The sequence below is a fragment of the Chryseobacterium lineare genome (assembly GCF_977014045.1).
This window is the reverse complement of record NZ_CDRNIQ010000001.1, coordinates 2661353-2684969: the sequence shown is the minus strand read 5'-3', so window position 1 is coordinate 2684969 and position 23617 is coordinate 2661353. Positions and strand designations below refer to the sequence as shown.

Below are 23617 nucleotides of genomic sequence, written 5' to 3'. Positions count from 1 at the left end.
GTCGGATTTAGTTCATGAATTTTTTTAAGAAAATATTTGTGAGAATAAAAAAGATTAGTATCTTTGCAGTCCCGATAAAACGGGAGCGCAGGAGTAGGTTTGACGGATGTTTGAATGGAGATTAGGGTTGTTAAAAATTCTTTAAAAAACATTTGGTTGATAAGAAATAATTTATTACTTTTGCACTCGCAAATACGGCGTGAAACTGACAGAGAAAGTAGCGGAGTATGAAGCGGAAGATTTGAAGATCATTGACATACAATATAACAACCAAGTAAGGAAAAACTAAAGCGTTAAAAAACTTTGAGTGAGTCAAGAACAAACATACAATGGAGAGTTTGATCCTGGCTCAGGATGAACGCTAGCGGGAGGCCTAACACATGCAAGCTGAGCGGTAGAGATCTTTCGGGATCTTGAGAGCGGCGTACGGGTGCGGAACACGTGTGCAACCTGCCTTTATCAGGGGGATAGCCTTTCGAAAGGAAGATTAATACTCCATAATATAATAGATGGCATCATTTATTATTGAAAACTGAGGTGGATAGAGATGGGCACGCGCAAGATTAGATAGTTGGTGAGGTAACGGCTCACCAAGTCGATGATCTTTAGGGGGCCTGAGAGGGTGATCCCCCACACTGGTACTGAGACACGGACCAGACTCCTACGGGAGGCAGCAGTGAGGAATATTGGACAATGGGTTAGCGCCTGATCCAGCCATCCCGCGTGAAGGACGACGGCCCTATGGGTTGTAAACTTCTTTTGTACAGGGATAAACCTATCTACGTGTAGATAGCTGAAGGTACTGTACGAATAAGCACCGGCTAACTCCGTGCCAGCAGCCGCGGTAATACGGAGGGTGCAAGCGTTATCCGGATTTATTGGGTTTAAAGGGTCCGTAGGCGGATCCGTAAGTCAGTGGTGAAATCTCACAGCTTAACTGTGAAACTGCCATTGATACTGCGGGTCTTGAGTAAGGTAGAAGTGGCTGGAATAAGTAGTGTAGCGGTGAAATGCATAGATATTACTTAGAACACCAATTGCGAAGGCAGGTCACTATGTCTTAACTGACGCTGATGGACGAAAGCGTGGGGAGCGAACAGGATTAGATACCCTGGTAGTCCACGCCGTAAACGATGCTAACTCGTTTTTGGGCTTTCGGGTTCAGAGACTAAGCGAAAGTGATAAGTTAGCCACCTGGGGAGTACGTTCGCAAGAATGAAACTCAAAGGAATTGACGGGGGCCCGCACAAGCGGTGGATTATGTGGTTTAATTCGATGATACGCGAGGAACCTTACCAAGGCTTAAATGGGAATTGACAGGCTCAGAAATGGGTTTTTCTTCGGACAATTTTCAAGGTGCTGCATGGTTGTCGTCAGCTCGTGCCGTGAGGTGTTAGGTTAAGTCCTGCAACGAGCGCAACCCCTGTTACTAGTTGCTACCATTAAGTTGAGGACTCTAGTAAGACTGCCTACGCAAGTAGAGAGGAAGGTGGGGATGACGTCAAATCATCACGGCCCTTACGCCTTGGGCCACACACGTAATACAATGGCCGGTACAGAGGGCAGCTACACAGCGATGTGATGCGAATCTCGAAAGCCGGTCTCAGTTCGGATTGGAGTCTGCAACTCGACTCTATGAAGCTGGAATCGCTAGTAATCGCGCATCAGCCATGGCGCGGTGAATACGTTCCCGGGCCTTGTACACACCGCCCGTCAAGCCATGGAAGTCTGGGGTACCTGAAGTCGGTGACCGTAAAAGGAGCTGCCTAGGGTAAAACAGGTAACTAGGGCTAAGTCGTAACAAGGTAGCCGTACCGGAAGGTGCGGCTGGAACATCTCATTTTAGAGCGTCTATTGACGATAAACAAAAAAAGTATCGCAAGATACATTGTACTTACTTAAAGTAAAGCTTTAGTTTTTTATTGGTTGCTTATATTAAAAATACAAACCCACTAGAAATTAGTAAAAGGGAGGAAGAGATTTTAGATTATAAATGATAGATTTTAGATTTGAAAATTAATTTAAAATTCAAAATTTAAAATTTAAAATTAGATGAAGTCTCGTAGCTCAGCTGGTTAGAGCGCTACACTGATAATGTAGAGGTCGGCAGTTCGAGCCTGCCCGAGACTACTAATTATATAGAGGTTAGAATCTAGAAATTAGAAGTTAGTTTTAACTAATCTCTAACTTCTAACTACTAACATCTACACTAGCGGGGAATTAGCTCAGCTGGCTAGAGCGCCTGCCTTGCACGCAGGAGGTCAAGGGTTCGACTCCCTTATTCTCCACATATTATATGATGTACGTAAGTACAGAGTATAATTGTAAGAGTGTAATAAAAGAAATTGTATATCTACATAATGACGGAGCCGTCATTAGTACATTTTACTTGATTACAGGATTACAAGCATAAAGATCATTGACATTACCGGTAAAGACATCACAAAGAGAAAACCGAGCACTTATAAGTGCTTGAGTAACCTAAAAATAGGAAAGAAATCGTTAAGGGCGTATGGCGGATGCCTAGGCTTTCAGAGGCGAAGAAGGACGTGGTAAGCTGCGAAAAGCTGCGGGGATTGGCACACACGAATTGATCCGCAGATGTCCGAATGGGGCAACCCGTCAGGTTGAAGACCTGTCATCCCTTAGGGGAAGCAAACCCGGAGAACTGAAACATCTAAGTACCCGGAGGAAAAGAAATCGAAGAGATTCCGTAAGTAGTGGCGAGCGAAAGCGGATTAGCCCAAAAGTCTTTATATGTTTAGAAGAATGTTCTGGAAAGAACAGCCATAGAGGGTGATAGCCCCGTATTTGAAAGGCATATATAGATGATAAATGAGTAGGGCGGGACACGTGAAATCCTGTCTGAATATGGGGGGACCATCCTCCAAGGCTAAATACTCCTGAAAGACCGATAGTGAACAAGTACTGTGAAGGAAAGGTGAAAAGCACTTCGAATAGAAGGGTGAAATAGAACCTGAAACCGTACGCCTACAAGCGGTCGGAGCAGATTAATTCTGTGACGGCGTGCCTTTTGCATAATGAGCCTACGAGTTAATTTTACTAGCGAGGTTAAGGACTTCAGGTCCGGAGCCGGAGCGAAAGCGAGTCTGAATAGGGCGCATAGTTAGTAGGATTAGACGCGAAACCTTGTGATCTACCCATGGGCAGGTTGAAGCTTTGGTAACACAAAGTGGAGGACCGAACCGGTTGACGTTGAAAAGTCTTCGGATGACCTGTGGGTAGGGGTGAAAGGCCAATCAAACTGGGAGATAGCTCGTACTCTCCGAAATGCATTTAGGTGCAGCGTCGATTTATAGTTTATTAGAGGTAGAGCTACTGATTGGATGCGGGGGTTTCATCGCCTACCAATTCCTGACAAACTCCGAATGCTAATAAATGATGGTCGGCAGTGAGGGCATGGGTGCTAAGGTCCATGTCCGAGAGGGAAAGAACCCAGACCAACAGCTAAGGTCCCCAAATTTCTGTTAAGTTGAAGCAACGCGGTTGGACTGCATTGACAGCTAGGATGTTGGCTTGGAAGCAGCCATTCATTTAAAGAGTGCGTAACAGCTCACTAGTCGAGCGGTCCGGCATGGATAATAATCGGGCATAAACAGAATACCGAAGCTATGGATTTATAATTAATTATATCTGGTAGGAGAGCATTCTATCGGCGTAGAAGCTGAGTCGTGAGGCTTGGTGGAGCTTATAGAAAAGAAAATGTAGGCATAAGTAACGATAAAGGGGGCGAGAAACCCCCTCACCGAAAGACTAAGGTTTCCTCAGCCATGCTAATCAGCTGAGGGTTAGTCGGGACCTAACGCGCACCCGAAAGGGGAAGTGGATGGACAATGGGTTAATATTCCCATACTTGCTCACACTAAAAAGGGGACGGTTCGACGTAGCTATTGAAGACGGACGGAAGTGTCAAGGCCTAGCCTTCGGGCGAAGCTGTTATAGTGAAATCGGATCCAAGAAAAGCCGAAGTGAAGCAACCCGTACCAAAACCGACACAGGTGGTCGAGGAGAGAATCCTAAGGTGCTCGAGTGAGTCGTGGCTAAGGAACTAGGCAAAATAGTCTCGTAACTTCGGAAGAAGAGACGCCAACAGCAATGTTGGCCGCAGTGAAGAGGCCCAGGCGACTGTTTATCAAAAACACAGGACTCTGCTAAATCGAAAGATGCTGTATAGGGTCTGACACCTGCCCGGTGCTGGAAGGTTAAGGAAGGGCGTTAGCGTAAGCGAAGCGTTTGACTGAAGCCCCAGTAAACGGCGGCCGTAACTATAACGGTCCTAAGGTAGCGAAATTCCTTGTCGGGTAAGTTCCGACCTGCACGAATGGTGTAACGATCTGGGCACTGTCTCAGCCACGAGCTCGGTGAAATTGTAGTATCGGTGAAGATGCCGATTACCCGCAATGGGACGAAAAGACCCTGTGAACCTTTACTATAACTTCGTATTGACTTTGAGTAAGTAATGTGTAGGATAGGTGGGAGGCTTTGAAGCCGGCACGCTAGTGTTGGTGGAGCCGACGTTGAAATACCACCCTTTACTTACTTGGAGCCTAACTTCTTTCAGAAGGACATTGCGTGGTGGGTAGTTTGACTGGGGTGGTCGCCTCCAAAAGAGTAACGGAGGCTTTCAAAGGTACCCTCAGCACGCTTGGTAACCGTGCGTAGAGTGTAATGGCATAAGGGTGCTTGACTGTGAGACCAACAAGTCGATCAGGTGCGAAAGCAGGACATAGTGATCCGGTGGTTCCGTATGGAAGGGCCATCGCTCATAGGATAAAAGGTACTCCGGGGATAACAGGCTAGTCTCCCCCAAGAGCTCACATCGACGGGGAGGTTCGGCACCTCGATGTCGGCTCGTCACATCCTGGGGCTGGAGAAGGTCCCAAGGGTTGGGCTGTTCGCCCATTAAAGTGGCACGCGAGCTGGGTTCAGAACGTCGTGAGACAGTTCGGTCTCTATCTATTGCGGGCGTTAGATGTTTGAGAGGGCTTGATTCTAGTACGAGAGGACCGAATTGAACAAACCTCTGGTGTATCAGTTGTACCGCCAGGTGCACCGCTGAGTAGCTATGTTTGGAAGAGATAAACACTGAAAGCATATAAGTGTGAAACTCGCCTCAAGATGAGACATCTTTTAAGGGTCGTGGGAGATGACCACGTTGATAGGCTACAGGTGTAAAGACAGTAATGTCATAGCCGAGTAGTACTAATTACCCGTAGATTTATAGCCTATAAGGTTGCAGTAAGCTTAAAGCAATATGCTGTAAGCCAAGCCTTATAAGTGCGAATACTGGTTTTGCCTTTGTGATGAAATTTACCGATAAAAAGCAGTATGCTTTACGCTGTAAGCCTAAAGCTTATAGCCTACTGCCTACAGCTATATACAACTTTTAGGGTGGTTTTAGCGGTGGGGCTCACCTGTTCCCATTCCGAACACAGAAGTTAAGCCCACCAGCGCCGATGGTACTGCTAACGCGGGAGAGTAGGTCGCCGCCAGTTTTTATTTAAAGTCTCACAGAATACTCTGTGAGACTTTTTTGTTTTTACCATACTCTAAAATATCATATATCCCCAAAAAGCCTTCTCCTTTTTTAGAACAAGACTCCCACACCCCGATACCCACAATCCTGTATTCCCTATATCCCATCATCTTCAACCTCACACCTCTACATTCTGCATCTTAACGCGCTCTACTCCCTTTATTCTGCTAACACACAATGCGAATCTGAATAAAACGATCCTGAACTGAACCAAAGATGATAGTTGAATAAACTAAACTATAGCTATAAGCGAAAAAAGCTACAGAAAAATGTCGGATTTATTTGCTGAATGAAATGGTCAGCGCCTAAAAAGCTGATTGTTTTTTCTTAAGGAAATCAATATTTATAGTTTACGGACTGCCACCCTAGCCTCGATAGAAGCGGTTACCCCGCAACGGGTAGCGAAGGCCGTTGGGTCAGGTGTCGGAAAGCATCGGCGTGAGGAGTATAAGCGGATAGCGAGAGTAAGCTCCTGAAAAAAATTAAAGATATACTGCTAATTAAAAATGAATGAAGTATAATAAAATAATTCTGGATAATAGATATTTCTAATTTGATTTAGAATCATTTTGTTTAATATAAATTCTAATCCGTAATAATTTTATGTCTTTTTTTATGGCTTTAAATTCCGTAATTTTGTTATATGAATCCTTCTTTAGAATTACAGCTCAAAACTTTACCATCTGAACCCGGTGTTTATCGCTATTATGATAAAAAAGATCAGCTGTTATATGTGGGCAAGGCAAAAAATCTTAAGAAAAGAGTCCTTTCTTATTTTAATAGAAATCTTTCTGGCTACAGAACCAGAATAATGGTAGGAAAAATTCAGCGTCTGGAAACGACCATTGTAAATAGTGAGTATGATGCTCTACTACTGGAAAATAATCTGATCAAAGAACATCAGCCTTTTTATAATGTAATGCTGAAGGATGACAAAACCTATCCATGGATCTGTATAAAGAATGAAGATTTTCCGAGAATCTTTCTAACAAGGACAAAAATAAGGGATGGATCGGAATATTATGGCCCTTATGCCAAAGTACGTCCGGCTAAGATACTGCTGGATACTATAAAACATATATACAAGCTTAGAACCTGTAATCTGAATCTGGCTCCCTCCAAAATCGAAGAAGGAAAATATAAAGTCTGTCTGGAATATCATATTAAAAATTGTGAAGGCCCCTGTGAAGGCTTAGAAGGTAAAGAAGATTATGACGAGAAGATCGATGCTATCCGTGGAATTATAAAAGGAGATTTCCGAAAAGCAAAAGATTATCTGATGAACCAGATGATGAAATATGCAACGAATCTGCAGTTTGAAAATGCACAAATTGTAAAGGAAAGGCTGGATGCTCTTGAAGATTATCAAGCAAAGAATACGGTTGTAAATCCGAGCATTGATGATGTTGATGTTTTCGGAATGACGAGCGATGAGACGGCTGCTTATGTCAACTTTTTTAAGATCAGAAACGGAAATATCATTCAGAGCTTTACGACTGAGATTAAGAAAGTCCTTGAGGAAACGGATGATGAAATCATGGAACAGGCTTTAATTGAGATCCGGCAAAAGTTTGATTCAAATTCAAAGGAAGTGCTGCTACCATTCCATTTGCCCATTGAAATCCCCAACGTAAAACTTATTGTTCCTAAAGTGGGAGATAAAAAGCGTATTGTTGAACTTTCCGAAAAAAATGCGAAAGAATATCGTCTTGAAAAATTAAAGCAGGTGCAGATCATAGACCCGGAAAGGCATACGAACCGAATAATGGCAGAAATGCAGAAACTGCTTAGAATGCCTGTTGAGCCGCGTCATATTGAAGGCTTTGATAACTCGAATATTCAGGGTACGAATCCCGTTTCCGCATGCGTTGTTTTCAAAGACGGAAAGCCCAGTAAGGCCGATTACAGAATCTTTCACCCTAAAACCGTGGAAGGAGCGAACGACTTTGCTACTATGGAAGAAGTGATCTATCGCCGTTACAAAAGGCTTTTGGATGAAGGTGAAAATTTACCCCAGCTGATTCTTATTGATGGTGGAAAAGGACAGCTTTCTTCAGCTGTAAAAAGTTTACGTTTACTGGGTCTATACGGTAAAATTACTATTGTGGGAATTGCCAAGAGATTGGAAGAGATTTTCTTTCCTGAAGATTCTATTCCTTTATATCTTGATAAAAAATCTGAAACACTGAAAATTCTGCAAAGGGTTAGGGATGAAGCCCACCGATTTGGGGTAAAACATCACAGAACGAGAAGAAAAAATTCAACCATAAAATCTGAGCTTGAGGAAATTCCTGGTGTTGGGGGTAAGACGATTGAACTGCTTTTATCTAAATTAAAATCTGTAAAAAGAATTAAAGAATCTAGCCTGGAAACACTGGAGGAGATTTTAGGGAAAAGTAAGGCGAAGATTGTTTGGGAGTTTTTTCATAGTGAATAAAAAAAGACTGGAAAAAATTAATTTGCAACCTTTTTATAATTATTTCTTTACAAAAATCTCTTTGATATACTCTCCGCTCGGCTGTGGAGTTTCGATCACGATATTTCCATTCTCATAATAACCTAAAGTTGCATCTCCGTTTTGCAATTTCACTCTGAAAACATCACTTTTTGTTGTTGTTTTAAAAGTAGCGAATGGTGAGGAGCTACCTGAATTCACTAAAATAAATTGAGTATTATCAATCTGAACTTTCTGAAGATCAATTTTACCATTACTAAATCGTACAGCAGAGTTATCGGTTACTGCTGAAGAAGGCTGAGCCGAAACCGCCGTTTCCTGAACGCCTGTCTGAGCGACAGTCTGATTGTTTACCGGATTAGCGGGAGAAACCGATACAAAAGTCTGCTTCAACGCATCCTGATAACCTTCCTTGAAATCTTTTATATTGGAAGCTCCTTTCGCTGACGATATTACTTTGCTATTACAGTCTTTGAACTGGAGCAATACTTTATTTCTCAAAAAGCCACTGTCATTTACTACATCAGCCATTAAAACATTGCAGGGATTAGCCTGTGCTTCCGACGGCCACTGTAATTTGTCGGATGGGATTACGGTATAATTCTTACTTCTTAAAATTTTGGTCAGCAAATCAGCTAATCCGAAATCTTCCTTAAAAGTTTCAAATTTCACGGGAAGTGAGATGTATTTATAATCGGAAACCTTTTGTCCGAAAGCTAGCATTGAGCAGGCTGTTAGTATAACAAGTGTAAGTTTTTTCATTTTTAATTAAATTAATCATTTCTAAATTGCCCCATATCCAGTTTCAGGGAAAAAAAGTTGGAATAAAAATTTGATCCGCCGATTCCTGAGTTGGTAATAGCATAATCTAAGGTAAGACCTCTGTATTTGATTCCGATCCCGGCACTGGGCTGAAAGGATACTTTTCTCCTAAGGTCTTCAATATCAGTAATGGACTGGAACCTGTTGACACCCAATCTCACAAAAATCATTTTCTGATAGCCCAATTCCGCTCCGGCATAAGGCGTTAGACTTGCGAAATCTGTGGAAACCAAAGCTGCTGTTTTAGCAAAATCTACGTTGATTCCGGCTTCGGGCAATACATATACGCTGCTGTTGATTTCAAACAGTTTACTTGCGCCAACATTTAATTTAGGCATCGTAAGCTCCATTTTATCTTTTGGCGCAGGGTTGAATTCTTCCCCGTTTACAATTGTTGAAAGCTCTTTCTGATTGACACTCCAGAAGTTCACTGTAGTAGTGGCATCTCTCAGCATACCGCCTAATTTCCAACCGTTGTCCATTTTATAGATCGCACCGATATCAAAACCAAAACCATAGCCGTTGGCAAATTTCCCGACATTTCTGTAAACAATCTTGGCATTAATACCGACATCCAGTTTCGTATTTCCTCCCGGATTAAAGGCGTAAGAAAGAATTGCAGCGTAATCTGACTGAGAAAATTTCGTGATTTTGTCGTAATCAATATTTCCTTCCGTATCAATTAATTGCGTTGTGTTTAAGATATTGTCAACTCCCAATCTTACCACAGATACTCCAAAAACACCAGTTTCCAAGACTTTAGCATACGCTAAGTAATCATATTTGGCGATGGATTCAAAGTATTCTGCGTGCATTGCTGCGCCCTGCCAGTCTCTTTCGATAGTCATAAGGCCTGCCGGATTCCACATTGGAGAATAGACATCATCCTGGTTGGAAACTACAGCTCCTCCCATTGCTAAACCTCGCGCTCCTGCTCCGATATTCAAAAATTCATTAGAATATTTCCTGATGATCTGGGATTGAGATATCCCGAAGGTCAGACAAAATACAAGTAAAAAATATTTTTTCATCATATAAATTGATGCTTAATTTAAAGTTTTTTGTTTCTTAGCTTTTATTAATCCGTTGGCAATGATTGCCAGTATCATAACTCCTGAAGCCACATAAAAAACAGGACTCATATGTTCTGATTCTCCAAAGATAAAAAAAGCTAGTATAATTCCGTAAACCGGTTCTAAATTAACTGTTAAAATTAGTGTAAAAGGCGAAATATATTTCATGAGATTCACCGATTCCAGCATCGGAAAAGCTGTGAAAACACTTGCTAACAAGCATATTAACGCAATATCACGGTAACTTATTTCATTTAAGTGAAAAAATTGTCCTGTAAACAGATAAATCACCATAATTATAAACCATCCGGAGAATATTTCATAAAAAATGATGTTTCCTGAACTGGTCTTTCCAAACATTTTTCCATTGAAAACAGAAAATATAGTTCCGAAAACGGCACATAGAACACCATAAAAGATTCCTTCTTTATATTGAAATTCAGTTTTAAATATCAATAATATACAGGCGACAATCACAACCCCCATCACGACTTCCGAAATATCAATCTTTCTTTTAAAAATCAAAGGTTCCAGAATCGAAGCAAATAATGTTGATAATGAAAGGCAACTAAGCGCAATCGAAACATTTGATATCTTAATGGAATGAAAGAAGCAATACCAGTGCAGCGCCATGGAAAATCCAATTGCGGCCAACTGAAAAAATACTTTCTTTGAAACCTTAATACTTTCTTTTTTGAAAATACGGATGTACACAAAAAGACATATCGCCGCAAATAACATTCGGTAAAAAACGAGAATTTCTGCGTTTGCATGAATCAGTTTTCCCAAAATTGCCGTAAATCCCCATAAAAACACAATCAAATGCAATCTGAAAAGAGCCAATTTATGCATATCCTATCTTCTTAAAAATATTTTTGCAAATTTACAAATAGGTTTTACAAGTTGGATAATAATTTATAATAAAGCAATTGTTTTTTTTGAGAAATTTAGTTTTTCAGCGCATTATTACTATATAAATACAAAAACCCTGAAAATTTATTCAACTTTCAGGGCCTTCAAATAATAAACTATTAAAAAAATAAACTAGGAACTAGAATAAGTATGAGATTTCACTCTCACTTACTCTATTGTAAAGTTAGCAAATTACGAACCATAAAAAATATTTATTTTGTTAAATATTTCATAAATTTCTGAAAACCAATTTATTAAACAATTGTTTACATCAATTTTCATTCCATTCAAAAATAGTATCTTTAAACGGAAAAAATAGAAATTTTTATGGACATTGAATTCAACAAAAGAGAAGATCAGAACAGATTAAAATTATCAGAAATCAATCGACTGTTTTCAGAAATCAAAAAAGGAGGTGGTGAAAAAAGACTTCAAAAACTTCGTGATGAAGGAAAAATGACGGCAAGAGAAAGAATTGAATATCTTCTCGACAAAGATTCAGATTCCATAGAGATAGGTGCTTTTGCCGGATACGAAATGTACGAAGACCATGGCGGCTGTCCAAGCGGCGGTGTTGTAGTGGTTATGGGATATGTTTCAGGAAGACAGTGTATCATTGTTGCCAATGACGCTTCCGTAAAAGCCGGGGCCTGGTTTCCGATTACCGGAAAGAAAAATCTCAGAGCTCAGGAAATTGCCATGGAGAACAGACTTCCGATTATATATCTTGTAGATTCTGCAGGTGTTTATTTGCCAATGCAGGATGAAATTTTTCCGGACAAAGAGATGTTCGGAAGGATTTTCAGAAATAATGCTAAAATGAGTGCTGCCGGAATTATCCAGATTTCAGCTGTGATGGGAAGTTGTGTTGCTGGCGGAGCTTATCTTCCGATCATGAGCGATGAAGCAATGATTGTTGAGGGAACGGGATCTATTTTTCTCGCAGGAAGTTATCTTGTGAAAGCTGCTATTGGAGAAACTATTGATAATGAAACGCTGGGCGGAGCAACCACACACTGTTCGATTTCCGGGGTGACGGATTATAAAGCTAAGGATGATAAGGATGCTTTAAACAGAATCAAAAATATAATGAAGTCGCTCGGAAGTACTGAAAAAGCAGGCTTCGACAGAATAGAAAGTTTTCAGCCAAAAGAAAAACCTGAGAATATTTTCGGAATCATGCCTGTTTCACGAGCAGAACAATATGATACATATGATATTATCAAATGTTTAGTTGATCATTCTGAATACGAAGAATATAAGCCTGATTACGGCAAAAGTATTATCTGCGCTACCGCAAGAATCGACGGCTGGTCCGTAGGAATTGTCGCCAATCAAAGAAAACTGGTGAAAAACGGGAAAGGTGAAATGCAGTTCGGAGGTGTAATTTATTCTGATTCTGCGGATAAGGCGACAAGATTTATTGCCAACTGTAATCAGAGAAAAATTCCTTTGGTTTTCTTGCAGGATGTTACGGGTTTTATGGTGGGGTCGAAATCTGAACATGGCGGAATCATTAAAGACGGAGCAAAAATGGTGAATGCCGTTTCCAATTCTGTGGTTCCGAAATTCACGATCATTACCGGAAATTCCTATGGTGCCGGAAATTATGCGATGTGCGGAAAGGCTTATGATCCACGTCTGATTGTTTCGTGGCCATGGGCAGATCTTGCGGTAATGGGTGGCGCGCAGGCTGCAAAAGTGTTGGCACAGATTCAGGAATCTACGTTGAAAAAGCAAGGGAAAGAAATTACTGAAAAAGAACATAAAGAAATTTTAGATTCAATTTCAGAAAAGTATAAAAAACAGACAGAAGCTACTTATGCAGCTGCAAGACTTTGGACAGATGCCATCATTAATCCGGTAGATACCAGAAAATGGATTTCTATGGGAATTGAAGCCGCAAATCATTCTCCGATTACAGAGAAATTTAATTTGGGAGTTATTCAGGTTTGATGATGAATCGGTTATAGCTAATAAAAAAGATGTGGAGTTGCTTTCCACATCTTTTTTTATGTTTTGAATTTTGCTTTGAAAATTAAGTCTTGATTTTACTATTGCTATAATGATCTAACTTTGCTAAACTCTTTAATATTTAAATGAATGACTAAAACCCTTAGCCCTGATTGCAGCAATTGTCTGAGCTCATTTAATAGATTAGGCTGCGGCGGCGAAGCCGCCGCAGCCTAATCTATTAAATAGCGAGTGCGGAAAGCAGGAAAAGCTTCAAATAAAATTACGAGAAGAAAATTCCTGTCCTGAACCTTTCTTTATTCAATTTTTTGTTGACTGCCAGTCCCCAAAGGATAAATTCTTTCAAAAACAATAGGTCTTCTGGCTTTGTATCCGGCTGGTATTTTTCTATCAATTCATTGAGCGAACTGATTTTATTTAAACTTTTAGCATACATTTCATCTGCAGATTCATCAGTAATTTCCAAGAAACCATCGTCTTCCAAAAACCAGTCTGTAATCTTGCTAAATGGGCCGTCTGCATTCTTTTTTTCAAGTTTTTCAACTTTCGGGAAATGAGAAGTAAATAAAGTTCTGATTGCATTATCAATTAAAAGCTGGGCAACAGCTTCTGCGCCTTCCTGTTCACCTTCATAGACTAACTCAACCTTTCCGGTAATCGCAGGAATAACTCCGGCAAAATCACTTAATCGAACAGAAGTTTTTTCATCACCCGTTAACAGAGATCTGCGTTCTGCTGTACTCAGTAAATTTTCAAAAGCAGTAATGCTCATACGCGCGCTCACCCCGCTTTTAGAATCTACATATTCGCTTTCACGGGCTTCAAAACCGATCTGCTCGAGAAGGTCTTTTGCCAGTGCAGGAACATATACTCCGTTTTTCTGACGGCTGTCTAAACTGGATTCATAATTGGTGATTTCTTTTGCAATATGAATATTTTCCGGATAATGGGTCAAAATCTGTGATCCTATACGGTCTTTCAATGGAGTAACGATGCTTCCTCTGTTGGTATAATCTTCGGGGTTGGCAGTAAAAATAAACTGGATATCCAGCGGCATTCTCACCTTGAACCCACGGATCTGAACATCCCCTTCCTGTAAAATATTAAACAAAGAAACCTGAATTCTCGCCTGAAGATCCGGCAATTCATTAATCACAAAAATACTGCGGTTCGCACGCGGAATCATTCCGAAATGAATCACACGGTCATCTGCATACGAAAGTTTGAGATTGGCAGCTTTGATAGGGTCAACATCACCGATGAGATCGGCAACTGTCACATCCGGAGTCGCCAGTTTTTCAAAAAACCGTTCATCACGGTGAAGCCATTCTATCGGCGTATTGTCACTTTCTGCTTCAATCAGCTCTTTTGCATAACGTGAAATAGGATTAAGAGGATCATCATTGATTTCACTTCCTCCTACAAACGGAATCCACTCATCCAGCAGATTCGTCATCATTCTTGCCAGTCGGGTTTTTGCCTGTCCTCTTAAACCTAGTAAGTTAATATTGTGACGGCTGAGAATAGCATGTTCCAATTGAGGAATCACTGTATTTTCATATCCGAAAATTCCCTCAAATACCGATTCTTTATTTTTTATTTTAGTTCTTAAATTATCTCTCAGCTCGTCTTTAATGCTTTTGGTTTTGTATCCTGATGCTTTCAGCGAACCTAGTGTTTTTATATCTGGCTTTGCAGTCATTGTAATTAATATGATTTATAATATTTGATTAATGTTAAAAAATCAGTTAACGTATTTTTTTCTTACGGTTGGATTCATAATCTTCAAAAATCATCTGTCCTAAACCGTTGAGTCCTGTATAAAATGCTTTCCCTTGATTGGCTTCCGTAAATTCACTTACAAAATGCTGTAAATAAGGATCCTGAGCAATCATAAAAGTGGTGATCGGAATATGCAGCCTGCGCGCCTGAGCAGCCATATTATAGCATTTCTGCACCACATATTCATCCAGTCCATAGGAATTCATATAGTACGTACCGTCAGGCTCACGTACACAACTTGGTTTTCCGTCGGTGATCATAAAGATCTGTTTATTGGTATTCCGTTTTCTACGCAGAATATCCATTGCCAGCTGAAGTCCGGCCACTGTATTGGTATGATAAGGTCCTACCTGCAAATAAGGGAGTTCTTTGATTTTCACCGGCCACGCATCATCTCCAAAGACAATGATATCTAACGTATCTTTCGGATAACGTGTTGTAATGAGTTCCGCAAGAGCCATAGCTACCTTTTTAGCAGGTGTTATGCGGTCTTCACCATACAGAATCATGCTATGGCTGATATCGATCATCAGCACTGTACTCATCTGAGACTGATGAATACTGTCTTCCACAATCAGATCATTTTCCGTAAGATGAAAATCTCCGATTCCGTTATTGATCTGTGCGTTTTTTAAACTTTCAGTAATGGAAATCTTCTCTACAGGATCTCCGAAATTATAATTGCGGAATTCTCCGGTCGTATCTTCTCCTGCTCCGCTTTTTTTGGTTTTATGATTTCCGTTCCCGCTTTTTCCAAGATTTCCGAAAATCTGATTGAGAGCCTGTTTGCGGATATTCTGCTCCATTTTCGAACTTAGCCTTATGCCATTTCCGTTGCCATTGGAATCAACTTCTTCACGGATGTATCCCTTCTTTTTAAGGTCTTCAATAAAATCATCGATCGTATAATCCGGTGTAGTAAGCTGATATTCTTCATCCAGCATTCGGAGCCAGTCGATCGCTTCATCAAAATCCCCTGAGGTATGAGTCAGCAGATCTGTAAAAACCTCCAGCAATCGGTCGAAAACGGATAGTTCCGGTGCTTTGTATGTTTCAAACCTGAAACCTCTCACAATGTGCTCTTTCATATCATAAAGTTACAATATAAATTCGCGACTGGTTAAGAGATTTCATCTATTTTAGTTTTTAAGATAAAAAATGGCTTAACAAATAATAATCGAGTGTAGGATTTAGTATTAACTTAAATTAATTTTTTTTCATACAAAAGGCTGCCCGATTTACAGGCAGCCTTTTATTGTATAATTTTTCTTACGGTTTTATCCGTTGCTCATTTCAGTGTACTCATTTACCAGAAAGCTGAAGTAATCCCATTCCACAGATTTTTTAGGATATTTTTTCATGAATTCTGCATTGTCGCCGAAAAGAAAGTCATAATTGTCTTCAAAATCATCTTTGTGGAGCCATAGCACTTTATCACCTTTTTTTACATAAAAGGATTTGATCACACCACCTCCAAGCTGTGGGCCATAACCAAATGAAACACCCCCTGTTTCTTTCGCTCTCGGATCATGATAAACGGAAATAATATCATCAAATCCGGGATTTATAACCTGCATTAAGAATTCTTTCTCGTCTTTTTTATTTTTCAACGAAACGGTTTGATTTACAAAGTAGATTCTGTCGTTGTTGGTTGTTTTGGTTAATTTTCTTGTGCTGTAATTTCTGATGTTGCCCATGTATTTTGCCACTTTTGCCATTTTCTCAGCGTTACTTGGGTAAATGTACATTTCAGCGATCTGGTCTGCTTCAAAAATCTGGCTCTTTTTTGTAATGCTGTCTTTAAGGGAAACTTCAAAGATCTGTCCTTTTTTGGTATCTGTTTTACTGCAAAAACCTTTGTGAACGCTACCGTCTTTCAGAATAACAGTAGATGTCTTTTTAGGAGATGGTGTATTGAACCCTTCGTTGAAAAGATATTGTTCCATCTTTTTGATTTCTTCTTTGGAATATTTTACTTTCTGTGCGAAAGAAGCAGTACTTGCGAGAACTAATGCAAGCATCAAAGTTTTTAGTTTCATAAGGATATTAATTTTTTATTTCGGCGGTAAAAATAGGAAATTAATCTGCTTGTTTTCAGAAAATTTTCATCATGGAAAATTAGTTTTCGCAATTATCGCCAAATGTGTAATTTTAGGACAAAATTTAGAGAATGATATACGGTGTAGATGTTTTGAGTTTCCATGATGTTCTGGAGATCTGTAAAACTCCCAATAAAGCTAAACTTAATAAAGTAGCCAAAGAACAGATTTTAAAATCACAAAAGAATGTTCAGAAAATTGTAGAGTCAGACCGTTGTGTTTATGGGATCAACACAGGATTTGGCCCTCTTTGTGATACAAAAATTTCAGCGGATGAAACTGCACTTTTGCAGTATAACCTGATTATTTCCCATGCAGTAGGCGTTGGAAAGCCCATTGATAAAGAATTGTCTAAGATCATGATAATCGCGAAGGTTCATGCGCTGTCGAAAGGTTTTTCGGGAGTTTCTCTTGAGGTCATCGAAAGGATGATTCTCATGCTGGAAAAAGATATTATTCCCGTTGTTCCTGAGCAGGGATCTGTAGGAGCTTCAGGAGATCTGGCACCGCTGGCACATTTGGTGCTGCCACTTTTAGGATTAGGAAAAGTATGGGTTGGAAATGAAATTTTCAATACGGCTGAAATATTAGATAAAAACGATCTTTTACCATTGTCATTGGGCCCTAAAGAAGGACTTGGGCTGATTAACGGAACCCAGTTTATTTTGTCTCACGCTATTAAAGGTCTAGAGAAATTTGGATATTTACTGGATCTTGCGGATATGACGGCAGCCATGAGCCTTGAAGCGTACAGAGGATCTGCCAGTCCGTTTAAAAAGGAGCTTCACGAGATCAGGCCTTTTGAAGGAAGTAAAAAAGTAGCCGCAAGAATGCTGAAATTTTTAAAAGGTTCGGAAAACCTGCAGGCGCATGAAGATTGCGAGAGAGTTCAGGACCCGTATTCTATGCGATGTGTTCCCCAGGTTCACGGGGCAAGCAGAAACGCATTTGAACATCTTAAAATAATGGCCGAAACAGAATTGAATTCCGTTACAGATAACCCGATCGTTTTAAGTGCTGAAGAGTCGATCTCAGGAGGGAATTTCCATGGACAGCTGATGGCCCTGCCGTTGGATTATGCAACGCTGGCTGCGGCTGAGCTTGGCAATATTTCAGATAGAAGAAGTTATTTATTATTGGAAGGGAAATACGGATTACCAAGATTGTTGACGGAAAGTTCAGGATTGAATTCAGGGTTTATGATTCCTCAGTATACTTCTGCGGCATTGGTTACGGAGAATAAAACCTTGTGTTTCCCGGCTTCGGCAGATTCGATCCCGACCAGTCTTGGGCAGGAAGATCACGTTTCCATGGGAAGTATCTCAGGACGTAAGTTTAATCAGGTGCTGGGAAATCTGGTAAATATTTTGGCGGTAGAATTAATGTTTGCGGCGCAGGGATTAGAATTCAGAAGACCTGCAAAATGTTCTAAAATTATTGAAGAAAATTATGCAATTCTCCGCTCAAAGGTTGCAAAACTTGAAGACGACCGGCTGATCGGTGAAGATATGCTGGCCATCGCAGAATTGATTCATGAAAGAAAATTTGTAGTAAATTAATCCAATAGATAAAAAGGCTTCCAGAAATGAAAGCCTTTCTTATTCGCAGAGTCCGCAGATGATAACGTATGTTTTGTTTGATATTATTTAAAGCATAACAATAAATAGGCATAATTTAATGTTCAACGTTCTGTAATTCAATGTAAAGTGATATCTTGGTTTTACCAATCAAATATTATTTTAACATGAAGAAAAATGTATTTTACTTATTCATGCTGTTCTTTGTTTTTACGGCATGTAACAGAGACGATCTGCAGAATTCTGCGGCAAACGTTGAGATCACTCAGAAAGATCCTTTAACGGCCAGGCAGATCAACGAGAAAATTAACGAAATCACCAAAACCAAAGGAAGATTTTCATGGAAGGAATCATCCGATCATTTCGTATGGAGCGCTATTTTTCAGGGAAATAAAATTGCTTCTATCGGTTTTGGCTCGTCTTTCGATAGAAGTTTGACTTCTGACAGCAAAGCAATTGAAGCGGAGATCATGAAAGTAATTGAGCAGTATGAAGGGAAAAGTGACAGGATTCTCCTTTCATCCGACCAGTATCTCAACCAGATGGATGTCGCGATAGAAAAGCAGGAAACGATAGTTGCTTTACGCAAGATGAAAAATATCCGTTACGTAGAACCTGCAGATTACCGGTATTTTGAAAATGAAAAACAATTCGGAAATGCAGCGAAATCAAGCAGCTCGTCATCAGGCTGCGGATTTGAATCTACTGCATTAAGCGCATCAGATTATACAACCGTTTCTCCCAATGCAAAGGCACCGTGGTCATTTACAAAACACAATATCATCAATGCATGGAGCTACAGTACCGGCGCGGGAATCACTATTGGTGTGATCGACAGCGGAGTTTCCCCGGAGCAGTCTTTATTGGGATCATCTTTCAACAACGGACTTTCTTCAGGTAGAAGCATCAGTAAAAACGGAGTGTATGTAGATTCTGTATGGCCTTGGAGTTCTGCTGGATATGATGGCCCTGCGGATCAATGCGGCCACGGTACGAGCATGGCTTCCGCAATGGCAGCTCCAAGAAATAATATGGGACAACCGGTCGGGGTTGCTTATAATGCCAATCTTGTAACCTATAGAGCGGCTTCTAATGTAGTTCTTGACGGTTATCATGAACAAAACGGAGTAAAAATTGCCTTCACCGAATTAGGGAATAACAATAATGTAAAGATCATTTCCATGTCGATGGGACATATTTTTTCAGTAGGTAAAATCGAGGACGGAGTAAAATATGCCTATTCAAAAGGTAAACTGATCTTTTGTGCAGGCGGAACTTCTACCAGCTTTACGAACTTTGTTGGAGTAATTTTTCCTGCGTGGATGTCAGAAACACAGGCTATCACAGGAGTAAAGGAAAATACTTCCAATCAGAAATGTGATGTCTGTCATTCCGGTGACGAGATTGATTTTACATACCAGATGGAAAGGGCTTCAGGAAACAGCATTCCTGTACTGAGTTACTACAATGGGCAGACCGATTACGTCGGTGGCTCTTCTGTTGCTACAGCTTCTACTGCAGGAATTGCCGCTTTAGTTTGGGCTAAGAATCCTTCGTGGACAAGAGATCAGGTGCTGAATAAAATGAGACAATCGGCAACCTATTATCCGACTCCGAATTCAAGTTACGGATATGGTAATATCAATGTGCTGCAGGCTGTGCAGTAATTAAAGATAAAAAAAGGCGGTAGTATTAAGATTTAATCTCCCAGCTGATAATCCAAGGGAAGCATATTTTCAATTTTATTTTTTACAAATTCTCCTTCGGTGATCAGCAGATCAGGATTTGTAATATTACCGTCTTTTGATACTTCAAAAGTTTCCCCCTCAGGATGAAGAAATGAAGACTGAACTACAGGAATTTTACTTTTAACAAAATCATTCCCTTTAAGCTCATAGTAATATTTCTGATAATTTACCTGTAGCATATCTTCAAAAGAAAAAAGAACTTCTTCATTATTTCTTTTTACATAGGCAGAATCGGGAATCAATGTTTTTACAATCGCAAGAGCATAGGGTTTCTGGCTGTTTTTTCTCTCAGCGATATCACGGATGTTGTCAGCAACCGTTATCACTTTTGTACTTCTTACAACCTCCATATAGTCTTTTAACGTTTTTAATTCTTCTTCCGTTGGATATTTCGGATTGGGAACTTTAACAACATGATTCACCACAAACTTGTCGGTGCTTACCGTATTATTGTAAACACTTCTGAAAAAATGAAGCAGGCTTCCGTCAAAAGCATTCATTCTGTTAAGCCTGATCTTGTTATTGTTTTTTGTCTCTTTAAAAAGGCTCGTTCCTGAACAGTTCACAATTTTAGTATTAAAATCTGCGGAGAAATTCACAAGATTATATTCTATTTCGTAGCCAAGATTTTTATTTTCAATGATTAATGTTTTCGGAGCTTTTACTTTCAGGATTTTATTTTTACTATCGAAAGAGAACTTCAGGGATCTTTGATTTTTAATTCTTACGTGTTCTTTGTCGTACCCGATGAATTGATCCAGAAAATAATTGATATAATTTTTATACGCTGCTTCCGTGTACGGAACGATTCTCACTTCTTCGATGTCGTTGCTTTTGAGAAGTACGACTTTCAGGGTTTTGTTTACAACTTCCGAAACCGGTGCTGCAAAAGTTTCATAATTTTCTTTCCTGAAAATAACATTTCCCAAATTTTTACCGGAAACATCTAAAGTAAAGCTTCCGTCTTCATGGGAAATCGTTCCTGTTTTGGTTCCGTCAATATAAATATTCACATTTCCGATTTTCATTCCGGCATCATTCACAACAGTTCCTTTAATCATTTGGGCAAATGAAAAGCAGAAAGGAAGCAATAGTAAGAGTAGTATGGTTGATTTTTTCATGGTAAAACAATATTACTAAATTTTTAGTGATAAAAAAAGTTACTGTTATGCAAAGGGTGAAGTAGGCTCATACTCAAAGTAAGCAGAGCAATACCCAAGGTCAGTAGACTCATACCCAAGGTAAGTAGAATGATACCCGAGGTAAGTAAAGCATTACCCAAGGTAAATAGAGCAATACCCGAGGTCAGTAGACTCATACTCAAGGTAAGTAGAGCAATACCCAAGGTCAATAGACTCATACCCAAGGTAAGTAGAACAATACTCAAAGTAAGTAAGTCTGGAAACAAAGGGAGTAGATTAAGTACATTGATAAGTAATTATACGTATTCCAAAAAATGAGTAAATCTACTCTACAGAATATCTGTGAACTGAAGTAGCTTTGTCATGTGATCACAACAATGCATGTATTGGTCATGACAGAATTGGAATTCAATAATGTCAGGAGCAGTACTGTAAAAAAACTATAACTGTGGAGACCAGAAACCATTCAAACGGGGCGTATCCGAAAGGCCATAAGAGTAGGAAAAATAAATAAAAATATTAATCATGTCAACAGAACAAGAACAAGCACTAGTAGGGGGTTGGACAGCTTTTCACCCATTAACTCCGGAAGATAAAAAAGTATTTGAAGAAGCGATGCACGGCTTCGTAGGAGTTGTATATACTCCTCTTGAAGTATCAACACAGGTTGTAAACGGAGTTAATTACCGTTACAAGTGTAATGCTTCTATGCCGCCTTCAGAAGTAATTTGGCAGGCAATTGTGGAGATCTATCAGCCAATTGATGGTAAGCCACACGTTGTCGGTATCACAAGAATCTAAATAAGACTTACATATATCTTTAATCGGAGGATTTTTATCTTCCGATTTTCTTTTTTTATATATTCTTACCCTATCCTTACGCTCGTCATACTCAGTGAGCCGCCGATGAGCTCATCATTAAATAAAGACAGATCGTCCGACTGGTTTTTCAGTCCCAGCGTGTAGATCAGCGGGAGGTAATGATCAGGACTTGGTACAGCATACTGCAGAGCTGTTCCCTGCTTATGATACTCAATAATATTATTGAAATTCCCATCCAAAAGCCAGTTGTTGGTTTTCTCACGGGCTTCCACAGCCCAATCCCAGCCGGCACCTACGGTATTGATGTTTTTCCAGTCGATGAGTCTTAAATTGTGAACGATATTGCCGCTTCCGATAATCAGAATTCCTTTTTCCCGTAGTTTGCTTAGCTTTTTAGCTAAATCAAAATGATATTGCGGAGGTTTTGAATAATCAATACTCATCTGGATCACCGGTATATCTGCCTCGGGATACATATGTTTAATCACCGACCATGCACCATGATCCAGGCCCCAGCTATGGTCTTCTTCTACCGGGATGGGAGTCAGAAGCTCAGCCGTTTCTTTCGCCAGCTCCGGAGATCCGGGAGCGGGATATTGTACATCAAATAATGCCTGCGGAAAACCTCCGAAATCGTGAATGGTTCTCGGCATTGACATGGCGGTTACTTTCGTTCCGGTTGTAAACCAATGGGCAGAAATACAAAGTATGGCATTAGGTTTGGGAATTTCAGATGCCGCTTTTCGGAATCCCTGTACAAACTGGTTTTCCTCAATAGCGTTCATGGGTGATCCGTGTCCCAGAAACAACACCGGCATTTTAGGAGTGTTACTGAAAAGATCGCTTATATTTTGAAGATCGTTGAGGTTCATTTTTTTATCTCCTATTCGTTAAAAAGGTTCAAGGCTTTTGCTCCCTGAACCTTTATGTTTTAATTTATATTTTGTTGAAGTTAAACAGGACTGTCATCCTGTTCTAAAATAAGTCGTCCCTTCGGGACTCCCCAAAAACTTCCTTTCAATTACGCTTGTTTTACAAACTGTAATTCACCGGCGATTTTCACTTCTTCGCTTACCATAACACCACCCGCTTCAAGAGCAGCGTTCCAGTTTAGCCCGAAATCTTTTCTGTTGATTTTTCCTTCAAAAGAAAAACCTGCTTTTGTATTACCCCATGGGTCTACATTGATTCCGTTGAAATCTACGTCTAATGTTACAGGCTTTGTAATTCCGTTGATGGTAAGATTTCCTGTTACTTCGTTATTCAACGCTGAAGATTCGAAAGTAATCGTAGGATTTACTTCTGCGTTGAAAAATTCTGCAGACTTCAGGTGATTATCTCTGTCTGTATTGTGTGTAGAGATAGAATCTGTCTGAATCGTAGCGGTAGTTTTTGCATTTGCAAAAGTATCGTCATCAGCATCGATCTCTGCTGTAAAGTTGGTGAAGTTTCCTTTAATGTTAGAAATCATCATGTGTTTCACTTTAAAAGTAAGTTCACTATGCGCTGGGTCTAATGTCCATTTTGTTGCCATTGTATTTATATTTTTTGATTGTTATTAATGATGCAAATTTATATCAGGAAACCTACTCAAGTCATTGACGTAGGATAAGAAATGATTTTGGTGTTGTTTTTAAGTAAGATTATTACTTCA

Annotated in this window: 14 protein-coding genes, 2 tRNA genes and 3 rRNA genes; 10 read left to right on the top strand and 9 right to left on the bottom strand. The window is 39.9% G+C overall.

All coding sequences use genetic code 11. The annotated features are described in order from the left end of the window. The first annotated feature begins 326 nt into the window (after positions 1 to 326). From ACWNCI_RS11865 to uvrC, 6 genes are all read left to right on the top strand, one after another. A 16S ribosomal RNA gene (locus tag ACWNCI_RS11865) occupies positions 327 to 1843 on the top strand. 213 nt (positions 1844 to 2056) lie between these two features. Next, positions 2057 to 2130: transfer RNA gene (locus ACWNCI_RS11860), tRNA-Ile, on the top strand. 84 nt (positions 2131 to 2214) lie between these two features. Next, positions 2215 to 2288 (top strand) — tRNA-Ala (locus ACWNCI_RS11855). 204 nt (positions 2289 to 2492) lie between these two features. After that, positions 2493 to 5247: ribosomal RNA gene (locus tag ACWNCI_RS11850) — 23S ribosomal RNA — on the top strand. Positions 5248 to 5408: 161 nt separating this feature from the next. Next, a 5S ribosomal RNA gene (gene rrf / locus ACWNCI_RS11845) occupies positions 5409 to 5516 on the top strand. The 16S, 23S and 5S rRNA genes sit together here with 2 tRNA genes alongside, the layout of an rRNA operon. Positions 5517 to 6200: 684 nt before the next feature. Then, on the top strand, positions 6201 to 7994 hold the full coding sequence (gene uvrC, locus ACWNCI_RS11840) for an excinuclease ABC subunit UvrC (RefSeq protein ID WP_449388468.1): 1794 nt from the start codon (positions 6201 to 6203) through the stop codon (positions 7992 to 7994). A 39-nt stretch (positions 7995 to 8033) separates the two neighbouring features. On the opposite strand, the gene ACWNCI_RS11835 is transcribed toward uvrC, so the two are convergent. From ACWNCI_RS11835 to ACWNCI_RS11825, 3 genes are read right to left on the bottom strand one after another with little or no spacing between them, the layout of a single operon-like run. Next, the gene (locus tag ACWNCI_RS11835; RefSeq protein WP_449388467.1) at positions 8034 to 8774 is read right to left on the bottom strand and encodes a hypothetical protein; all 741 of its coding nucleotides are present in this window, start codon (positions 8772 to 8774) and stop codon (positions 8034 to 8036) included. 11 nt (positions 8775 to 8785) lie between these two features. Further along, entirely contained in the window at positions 8786 to 9868 is a 1083-nt protein-coding gene (locus ACWNCI_RS11830) for a putative type IX sorting system protein PorV2 (RefSeq protein WP_449388466.1), read from the bottom strand. Positions 9869 to 9880: 12 nt separating this feature from the next. Beyond that, positions 9881 to 10759, bottom strand: coding sequence for a DMT family transporter (locus tag ACWNCI_RS11825; protein ID WP_449388465.1), 879 nt, complete (start codon positions 10757 to 10759; stop codon positions 9881 to 9883). Positions 10760 to 11146: 387 nt separating this feature from the next. Here ACWNCI_RS11825 and ACWNCI_RS11820 point away from each other — a divergent pair, with 387 nt between their 5' ends. Further along, positions 11147 to 12775 (top strand): acyl-CoA carboxylase subunit beta, encoded by a 1629-nt coding sequence (locus tag ACWNCI_RS11820; protein WP_449388464.1) that lies wholly within the window; start codon positions 11147 to 11149, stop codon positions 12773 to 12775. A 280-nt stretch (positions 12776 to 13055) separates the two neighbouring features. Here the strand turns inward: ACWNCI_RS11820 and ACWNCI_RS11815 are convergent, their stop codons facing one another. The 3 genes from ACWNCI_RS11815 to ACWNCI_RS11805 form a co-directional block, all read right to left on the bottom strand. Continuing rightward, positions 13056 to 14495, bottom strand: a complete 1440-nt coding sequence (locus tag ACWNCI_RS11815; protein WP_346984110.1) for an AAA family ATPase — start codon at positions 14493 to 14495, stop codon at positions 13056 to 13058. Positions 14496 to 14541: 46 nt separating this feature from the next. After that, positions 14542 to 15663 (bottom strand): vWA domain-containing protein, encoded by a 1122-nt coding sequence (locus ACWNCI_RS11810; protein ID WP_449388463.1) that lies wholly within the window; start codon positions 15661 to 15663, stop codon positions 14542 to 14544. Positions 15664 to 15852: 189 nt separating this feature from the next. Beyond that, positions 15853 to 16614, bottom strand: a complete 762-nt coding sequence (locus tag ACWNCI_RS11805) for a hypothetical protein (protein WP_449388462.1) — start codon at positions 16612 to 16614, stop codon at positions 15853 to 15855. A gap of 131 nt (positions 16615 to 16745) precedes the next feature. Here ACWNCI_RS11805 and hutH point away from each other — a divergent pair, with 131 nt between their 5' ends. Together hutH and ACWNCI_RS11795 are read left to right on the top strand one after the other, a co-directional pair. Further along, positions 16746 to 18233, top strand: coding sequence for a histidine ammonia-lyase (gene hutH, locus ACWNCI_RS11800; RefSeq protein WP_449388461.1), 1488 nt, complete (start codon positions 16746 to 16748; stop codon positions 18231 to 18233). A gap of 185 nt (positions 18234 to 18418) precedes the next feature. Next, a complete protein-coding gene (locus ACWNCI_RS11795) occupies positions 18419 to 19918 on the top strand; it encodes a S8 family peptidase (protein ID WP_449388460.1) in 1500 nt (499 codons plus the stop codon). A 32-nt stretch (positions 19919 to 19950) separates the two neighbouring features. Here ACWNCI_RS11795 and ACWNCI_RS11790 read toward each other — a convergent pair whose 3' ends face one another. Further along, a complete protein-coding gene (locus ACWNCI_RS11790; protein ID WP_449388459.1) occupies positions 19951 to 21120 on the bottom strand; it encodes a hypothetical protein in 1170 nt (389 codons plus the stop codon). A 546-nt stretch (positions 21121 to 21666) separates the two neighbouring features. On the opposite strand from ACWNCI_RS11790, the gene ACWNCI_RS11785 reads away from it, so the two are divergent. Continuing rightward, the gene (locus ACWNCI_RS11785) at positions 21667 to 21942 is read left to right on the top strand and encodes a hypothetical protein (RefSeq protein ID WP_449388458.1); all 276 of its coding nucleotides are present in this window, start codon (positions 21667 to 21669) and stop codon (positions 21940 to 21942) included. A gap of 65 nt (positions 21943 to 22007) precedes the next feature. Here ACWNCI_RS11785 and ygiD read toward each other — a convergent pair whose 3' ends face one another. Both ygiD and ACWNCI_RS11775 read right to left on the bottom strand, forming a co-directional pair. Further along, a complete protein-coding gene (ygiD, locus tag ACWNCI_RS11780) occupies positions 22008 to 22835 on the bottom strand; it encodes a 4,5-DOPA-extradiol-dioxygenase (RefSeq protein ID WP_449388457.1) in 828 nt (275 codons plus the stop codon). A gap of 149 nt (positions 22836 to 22984) precedes the next feature. Continuing rightward, on the bottom strand, positions 22985 to 23497 hold the full coding sequence (locus ACWNCI_RS11775; protein WP_042722281.1) for a YceI family protein: 513 nt from the start codon (positions 23495 to 23497) through the stop codon (positions 22985 to 22987). Between the last annotated feature and the right edge of the window lie 120 nt (positions 23498 to 23617).